General features: G+C 68.0%; 6 protein-coding genes and 1 tRNA gene. 5 read left to right on the top strand and 2 right to left on the bottom strand.

Annotation, left to right across the window (positions count from 1 at the left end; all coding sequences use genetic code 11):
- The first annotated feature begins 119 nt into the window (after window positions 1-119).
- The 5 genes from ACAD63_RS18435 (at window position 120) to ACAD63_RS18415 (ending at window position 5,285) form a co-directional block, all read left to right on the top strand.
- Window positions 120-1,499, top strand: a complete 1,380-nt coding sequence (locus ACAD63_RS18435) for a replication-associated recombination protein A (RefSeq protein ID WP_133093988.1) — start codon at window positions 120-122, stop codon at window positions 1,497-1,499.
- A 116-nt stretch (window positions 1,500-1,615) separates the two neighbouring features.
- Entirely contained in the window at window positions 1,616-2,920 is a 1,305-nt protein-coding gene (serS, locus tag ACAD63_RS18430; protein ID WP_434034019.1) for a serine--tRNA ligase, read from the top strand.
- A gap of 80 nt (window positions 2,921-3,000) precedes the next feature.
- Window positions 3,001-3,090, top strand: a tRNA-Ser gene (locus ACAD63_RS18425).
- 178 nt (window positions 3,091-3,268) lie between these two features.
- Window positions 3,269-4,156: a DUF1653 domain-containing protein gene (locus tag ACAD63_RS18420; protein ID WP_195428293.1), complete on the top strand. Its 888-nt coding sequence runs from the start codon at window positions 3,269-3,271 to the stop codon at window positions 4,154-4,156.
- On the top strand, window positions 4,149-5,285 hold the full coding sequence (locus tag ACAD63_RS18415) for a phosphatase PAP2 family protein (RefSeq protein WP_195428291.1): 1,137 nt from the start codon (window positions 4,149-4,151) through the stop codon (window positions 5,283-5,285). The genes ACAD63_RS18420 and ACAD63_RS18415 overlap by 8 nt, the downstream gene beginning before the upstream one ends.
- On the opposite strand, the gene ACAD63_RS18410 is transcribed toward ACAD63_RS18415, so the two are convergent.
- Entirely contained in the window at window positions 5,173-6,486 is a 1,314-nt protein-coding gene (locus tag ACAD63_RS18410; protein WP_195428289.1) for a hemolysin family protein, read from the bottom strand. The two genes, ACAD63_RS18415 and ACAD63_RS18410, sit on opposite strands and share 113 nt — an antisense overlap.
- A gap of 90 nt (window positions 6,487-6,576) precedes the next feature.
- Window positions 6,577-7,563, bottom strand: a complete 987-nt coding sequence (locus tag ACAD63_RS18405; RefSeq protein WP_133093992.1) for a LysR family transcriptional regulator — start codon at window positions 7,561-7,563, stop codon at window positions 6,577-6,579.
- Between the last annotated feature and the right edge of the window lie 45 nt (window positions 7,564-7,608).

Below are 7,608 nucleotides of genomic sequence, written 5' to 3'. Positions count from 1 at the left end.
GAGGCCGTGGTCGCCTTTGCCGCCTAGCCCGGCGCCCAGGCCCGGCATCAGGCGCGGCACCAGGCGCGTGGCACCGATGGTCTACACTGTGGCGTTCTGCAATCGCAAGGCTTGATGACGTGGCGGACTCGCTGTTTTCCGATACCCCTGACCGTTCCCGGCAACCGCTGGCCGAGCGCCTGCGCCCGCGCACCATCGACGAGGTGATCGGGCAGCAGCACCTGCTGGGCCCGGGCAAGCCGCTGCGCGTGGCGTTCGAGTCGGGCGAGCCGCATTCGATGATCCTGTGGGGCCCGCCCGGGGTGGGCAAGACCACGCTGGCGCGGCTGATGGCCGATGCCTTCGACGCCGAGTTCATCGCGCTGTCGGCGGTGCTGTCGGGCGTCAAGGACATTCGCGAGGCGGTGGAGCGCGCCGAGCAGTTCCGCGCGCACGGGCGGCGCACGCTGGTGTTCGTCGACGAGGTGCACCGCTTCAACAAGAGCCAGCAGGATGCCTTCCTGCCGCACGTCGAGAGCGGGCTGTTCACCTTCATCGGCGCGACCACCGAGAATCCATCCTTTGAGGTAAACGGCGCCTTGCTGTCGCGCGCGGCGGTCTACGTGCTCAAGAGCCTGGACGATGCCGAGCTGACGCAGCTGGCCCTGCGCGCCAGCGAAGAGCTCGGCGGCATCGCGTGGCAGGACGAGGCGCTGCAGCTGATCGTGGCCTCGGCCGATGGCGACGGGCGCAAGCTGCTGAACAACATAGAGATCGTGGCGCGTGCCGCGCGCACCGCCGGCGCCGCGCAGATCGATACCGCGCTGCTGGGCAGCGCGCTGTCGGAAAACCTGCGCCGCTTCGACAAGGGCGGCGATGCCTTCTACGACCAGATCAGCGCGCTGCACAAGTCGGTGCGCGGCTCGGACCCCGACGCCGCCCTGTACTGGTTCTGCCGCATGATCGACGGCGGCGCCGATCCGCGCTACCTGGCGCGGCGCATCGTGCGCATGGCGTGGGAAGACATCGGGCTGGCCGATCCCCGCGCCGCGCGCATCACGCTGGACGCGGCCGAGACCTATGAGCGGCTGGGCTCGCCTGAGGGTGAACTCGCATTGGGCCAGGCGCTGATCTACCTGGCCATCGCGCCCAAGTCCAATGCCGGCTACAACGCGTACAACGCGGCACGCGCCTTCGTCGGCAAGGACAAGTCGCGAGCGGTGCCGGTGCACCTGCGCAATGCGCCGACAAGGCTGATGAAGGAGCTTGGCTACGGCCATGCCTACCGCTACGCGCACGACGAGCCCGAAGGCTACGCCGCCGGCGAGCACTATTTTCCGGACGACCTGAAGGCGCAGGGCTGGTACCAGCCGGTGCCGCGCGGGCTGGAAGGCAAGATCGCCGAGAAGCTGCGCCACCTGCGCGAGCTGGACGACGCCTGGCATCGCGAGCAGCGCGCGGTCAAAGCGCGGGAGAAAGCTGGCAAGGACGGTGACAAGGGCGGCGGCAAGGACCAGTAGCTTCCGCAGGCCAGCGGCGTCTTCCGCCGCCAGTTCGCTCGTCCCGGCCCATGCGGGTGCAGTAAAATGGCGGGTCCGCCGGCATGTCGCTGGCCCTGCACTTCACCTCAAGCAACATGCTCGACATCCAGCTGTTCCGCAAAGACATCGACGCCGTGGCGCAACGCCTTGCCACGCGCGGCTTCCAACTCGACGTGGCGGCGTTCCAGGCACTCGAGGCCGAACGCAAGCAACTGCAGACGCAGACCGAGGAACTGCAGGCGCGCCGCAACAGCCTGTCCAAGCAGATCGGCATGCTCAAGGGCAAGGGCGAGGACGCCTCGGCCGTGATGGCCGAAGTCGGTGGCATCGGCGACACACTCAAGGCCTCGGCCGCGCGGCTCGACGAGATCCAGGCGCATCTGGCGGAGCTGATGTTGTCGATCCCCAACCTGCCGCACGAAAGCGTGCCGGTGGGCAATGACGAGACCCAGAACGTCGAAGTGCGCCGCGTGGGCGAGCCGCGCCAGTTCGACTTTGCCGTGCGCGACCACGTCGACGTGGGCGAAAAGCTGGGCCTGGATTTCGATACCGCGGTCAAGGTGACCGGCTCGCGCTTCTCGATGCTGCGCGGCGGCGTGGCGCGCATGAACCGCGCGCTGGTGCAGCTGATGCTCGACACCCATACGCAGGAACACGGCTATACCGAAATGTACGTGCCGTATATCGTCAACGCCGCGTCGATGCGCGGCACCGGCCAGTTGCCCAAGTTCGAGGAAGACCTGTTCAAGGTGCCGCGCAAGGTCGGCAGCGAGGAAGGCGAGCGCATCGAAAACTTCTACCTGATCCCGACCGCCGAGGTGCCGCTGACCAATATCGTGCGCGACGCCATCGTCGCCGGCGAGAAGCTGCCGCTGCGCTTCGTCGCGCATACGCCGTGCTTCCGCTCGGAAGCAGGTTCGTACGGCAAGGACACGCGCGGCATGATCCGCCAGCACCAGTTCGACAAGGTCGAGATGGTGCAGATCGTTCCGGCCGCGCAATCGTTCGACGCGCTGGAAGAACTGACCGCCCACGCCGAGGCGATCCTGAAGAAGCTGGAACTGCCGTTCCGCACCATCGTGCTGTGCACGGGGGACATGGGCTTCGGCAGCACCAAGACCTATGACCTCGAAGTGTGGATCCCCGCGCAGAATACCTACCGCGAGATCAGCTCGTGCTCGAACATGGGCGACTTCCAGGCGCGCCGCATGCAGGCACGCATGCGCGCGGGGCAGGGCAAGCCGGAGCTGGTGCACACGCTGAACGGCTCGGGCCTGGCCGTGGGCCGCACGCTGGTGGCCATCCTCGAGAACTACCAGAACGCCGACGGCTCGGTCACGGTGCCGGCCGCGCTGCAGCCTTACATGAGCGGCGTCACTCGCCTGGAACCGGAGCTGTAAAAAATCTGTTTCCGGCCTCTTGCGCTGGCTGGTGCGGTGTGGCTATAATCTCGGTTTCGCCACACGGCAAAGCAGTTACCGGAGAGGTGGCAGAGTGGTCGAATGTACCTGACTCGAAATCAGGCGTACCGGCGACGGTACCGTGGGTTCGAATCCCACCCTCTCCGCCATGACAAAAAGCTGTCGGTCTCGACCGCCGGCAGGCAACAACAGTGTAGTAAAACTCGGACCGATGCTCGCGGAAGTGAGCGTCGGTTTTGTTTTTTCCGGCGGTCGGTTTCATCGCTGCCAGCGCCTGGCGGTGCACTATCATGGCGATCCAGCGGACCGCCATGAACGAGGCCACCGATGACACAGCCATCCCCCACGCCTGCCGAATTCCACGGCGACCCCGCGGAACTTCCCGACGACCCCAATCTGATTGCCGGTATGCCGTACCGCCACCACAAGGGCGGTGCCTATGCGGTGGTCGGCATCGGACGCCTGGAGGCCGACCTCGCGCCGGCAGTCGTCTATCGCGCGCTGCGCGATCCCGCATTGCTCTGGGTGCGCCGCGCCGACGTGTTCAGCGAGCCCGTGGCGACGCCGCACGGAGAGGTGCCGCGCTTCGCTCCGGACTGGCCCGCGGCGCTGGCCTGCCTCGACTTCCTGCCGCGCAAGACGGTGCTGGATGTGCTGGGGCTGCATGACACGCCGTACCGGCACTACCACGGCCCCCGCCATATCCTGGAAATGTTCGAAGTCGCCCACGCGCGCGGCGTCGCGCTGGATCCGGCGCAGGCGCTGGCGGTGCTGTGCCACGACGCGGTCTATGTGCCGGGCTGCGAGCACAACGAATCGGCATCAGCTGCGTTGATCGAGACGATTGCACCGGCGCTGGAGCGCGCGGCGCTCGATCGTGCCGCGCAGATCGTGCGCGACACGCGCACGCATACGCCGACCATCGACGGCGCGGACAGCGTGCTCGATCTCGACCTGTTCCGGCTGGCCGCGCCTCCTGACGTATTCGATGCCCACAGCGCCGATGTCTTCGCGGAGAACCGCGCCATGCTGGCCGCGCGCACCGGCTTGCAGGGCGATGCGCTGCTGGCGGAGTTCGGGCGCCGGCGCGCGGCCTTCCTGGGCGAGCTGGCGCAGCGGCCGCGGCTGTTCCTGACGCCGCCCTTTGCCGACTGCGAGGCGCCCGCGCGCGCCAATATCGCGCGCATCGGCGGCGCGCAGGCTGCGCGTGCCTGAACTGCCGGCGCGCGTGGGCACGGTTGCCGATGCCTGGCTGACGCCCGGGACGGCGCTGGGTTTGCTCGGCCTGTTCACGCTCGCCACGGTGCTGCTGCTGTGCGTGGTGCCGCTGCTGGTGGCGCTGTTGCGCCCGCTGGTGCGCTGGCTCGACGGCATGCGCGTCTGGGGCGCCGGTGCCTTGTCGACGCGCGTGGCCGCACAGGATCGCCCGCGCCGCGTGAGCACGCTGACGCTGCGCGTGCTGGAACGCGATATCGCCGAATTGCTGCTGGTGCTCGTGGCCGGCGCCGCGCTGCTGGCTTGCGGGGCAGCGCTGTTCTGGCTCGCCGCCGAAATCGCGCAGGGCGACCAAGTGGTCCGTCTCGACCAGCTTGTGTTCGCGCAGGGGCGCGCATGGCGCCGCGACTGGCTCGATATCGCCATGGTCGCGGTGACCGAGCTGGGCGGTGCGCGCATCTCGGTCGCGGTCGGCGTGGCGGTGTTCGCGTGGCTGTGGTGGCTGCGCGCGTGGGTCACGGCGCTGTACTGGTCCGCGGCGCTGCTGGGCGCGCGCGCCTGCGTGATGGCGCTCAAGCTCGGCATGGCGCGGGTGCGGCCGGCCAGCATCTACAGCGGGCTGGAGTCGTATTCGTTTCCCAGCGGCCACGCCACCAGCAGCATGGTGACGTACGGTTTCCTGGCGTTCCTGCTGTGCCTGCGCCAGCCATGGCGCGTGCGCATCCCGGTGCTGGCGCTGACCGTGGTGGCGGTGGCGGCGATCGGGGTGTCGCGGCTGTACCTGGGCATGCACTGGCTGTCCGACGTGGCCGCGGGCTACGCGCTGGGACTGGCGTGGATCGCGTTGCTCGGCACTGCCTACCATACGCTCCATGTGCCGGCGCCACGGGATGCGGTGGCGCCGTGGCGGCTCGGCGCGGTGGCGGCAGCCGCGGTGGTGGTGGCGTTCGGCTACGTGGCCTGGTTCCGCATGCCGGATACGCTGGAGCGTTATCGGCAGGCAGGCGCGGTTACAGCTACGGTTGCTGCGCAGCAGGCTCTTCTGGCGCGGGCAGGCGCGATACCAGCAGCTGGTCGATCTTGTGATGGTCGATGTCCAGCACTTCAAAGCGATAGCCCGCCACGGTAATCGACTCGGATTTCTTCGGGATGCGCTTGAGCGCGTAGATCACGAGCCCGCCGGCGGTGTCGACATAGTCCTCGCCGGGCAGGGCATCGAGTTCCAGCGCTTTCTTCAGGTCCACCAGCGGCGTCAGGCCGTCGACCAGCCACGAGCTGTCGTCGCGGCGCACGATCTGCTCGTCTTCGCTGGAATAGAGGATGTCGCCCATCAGCGCGCCGACGATATCGTCGAGCGTGACGATGCCCACCACCAGCCCGTACTCGTTCATCACCACGGCAAAGTTCTGGTGCATCTCGCGGAAGCGCGTCAGTCCCTCGGACAGCGTCAGCGTGTCGGGGATCACCAGCACGTTCTTGTCATGGTGGCGGCCGATATTGCCGATCACCGCGGCGCTCTCGTCGGCCAGCAGCAGCTGCAGGATGTCCTTGGAATCGATATAGCCCTGCACATCGTCCAGGTCGTGCCCGCACACCGGGTATTGCGCATGCGGCTGGTTGACCAGCTTGCGCCGTACGCTGTCAGCGGGCTCGTCCAGGCTCAGCCAGACCACGTCGTCGCGCGGCGTCATGATCGCGGTGATGCCCTTGAAGCCGAGTTCGAACACGTTCTCGATCAGGTGCAGCTCATGCTTGTGCAGCACACCCGCCTCGGCGCCGGCATCGACCATGGCGGCGATGTCCTCGGTGGTGATCTGGTCGACCGGCTTGGTCGGCAGGCGCAGCAGCCGCAGCGCGGCATCGGCGGCGGCGTTGAAGACCCACACCAGTGGCTTGAGCACGCGCAGCAGCGTCAGCATCGGGTCGATCACGGCCAGCGCGCACGCTTCCGGGAATGTCATCGCGATGCGCTTGGGGATCAGGTCGGCAAACTGGATGAACAGCAGCGTCACGATCAGGAACGAGCCGATATTGGCCACGCGCTGCGCGTGGACCACCTGCATATACGGCGACAGCGTTTCCAGCAGCAGGTCGGACACGTGCTTCTCGCCGAGGATACCGGCGAGGATGGCCACGCTGTTGACGCCGATCTGCACGATGGTGAAGAAATTCCCTGGCTCTTCCTTGAGCAGCAGTACGCGCGTGGCGCGGCCATCGCCGCGCTCGGACAAGACCTGCAGCTTGGTGCGGCGTGCGGCGGTCAGCGCGATCTCGGAGATGGAGAAGAAGGCGCTGACCAGGACAAGGGCGGTCAGGGTCAGGACGAACATAGGCGGTGTGGCGCATGCGGCCAGCGAGTGCAGGCGGCTTGATGATGGTGCACCGCCTGTGAAGCTGTCAAATCGGCGCCGGCGCGGCCGTCATTCCAGTATGGCCGTGCGCACCCTGGCGCCGCCCGGCAGTGCGCCGTCCAGGCTGACCACCGGCGCTTCCAGCCGTTGCGGCAGCGTTGCTGCCAGTTCCTGCGCGGCCTGCGCAAACTGCACGCGCAGGTCGTCGGCCAGGCTGGAACCGGCGCGGTGGCTGGCGCGCAGCATCTGGATCTCGAACGGCAGTTCCGGCGCCACGTCATGCAGCGCGACATGGCCGGGATTGGCGCTGAGCGCGGTGTACTGGTCCAGCAGCGTCAGGCCAAGTCCGGCATCGACCAGCGCCAGCGCCAGCGAATAGGTCTGCACCTCCAGCGTCGAGCGCGGCTCGAGCGCGTGCCGCGCCAGCGTCTGGCGCACCAGCAGGCCGAGCGAGCTGTTGTCGTCATAGCCGATGAAGGGGCGATCCATCAGCCGCTGCATCGGCACCTGGCGGCGGCGTCCCGCGGCGGGCAGCGGCTGGCCGCGCGGCACCGCCAGCAACATGCGGCCGCTGGCCACCGGTTCGCTGGAAATGGCCTCGTGGCGCGGCGGCGAGAAGGCGAAACCCAGGTCGATCTGGTTGGCCAGCAGCGCGCCGACGATCTCGTCGGTATGGTGGGTCAGCACCTGCACCTGGGTGTCGGGGTGGCGCGCGCAGAAGCGCCGCACCGCCGGCACCAGCAGCGGGTTGGCCAGGCTCGGCGTGGCCGCCACGCGCAGGCGCCCGGCGCCCTTGTGGCGCAGGCTTTCCGAGACGCGGCGCACGCGCTCGATCTCGCCGTATAGCCTTTCGACATCGCCGTACAAGGCGTTGGCCTCGGGAGTCGGCTGCAGCCGCCCGCGCACGCGCTCGAACAGGCGGAAGCCGAGCGAGGCCTCGGCATGCTGCAGCACGCGCGTGACCACGGGCTGGGACACGTGTAGCAGGCGCGCGGCTTCGCTGACGGTGCCGGTCAGCATTACGGCGCGGAAAACCTCGATCTGGCGCAGGCGCATTGGCTTAGGGCGTCTGGAATTAGGGACGTCTGGAACGATAGGCAC

It is taken from the genome of Cupriavidus sp. a3, assembly GCF_051015765.1.
Classification (GTDB): domain Bacteria; phylum Pseudomonadota; class Gammaproteobacteria; order Burkholderiales; family Burkholderiaceae; genus Cupriavidus; species Cupriavidus oxalaticus_A.
Note: the sequence above shows the minus strand (reverse complement) of the source record. Positions and strands in the feature narration are given on the sequence as shown.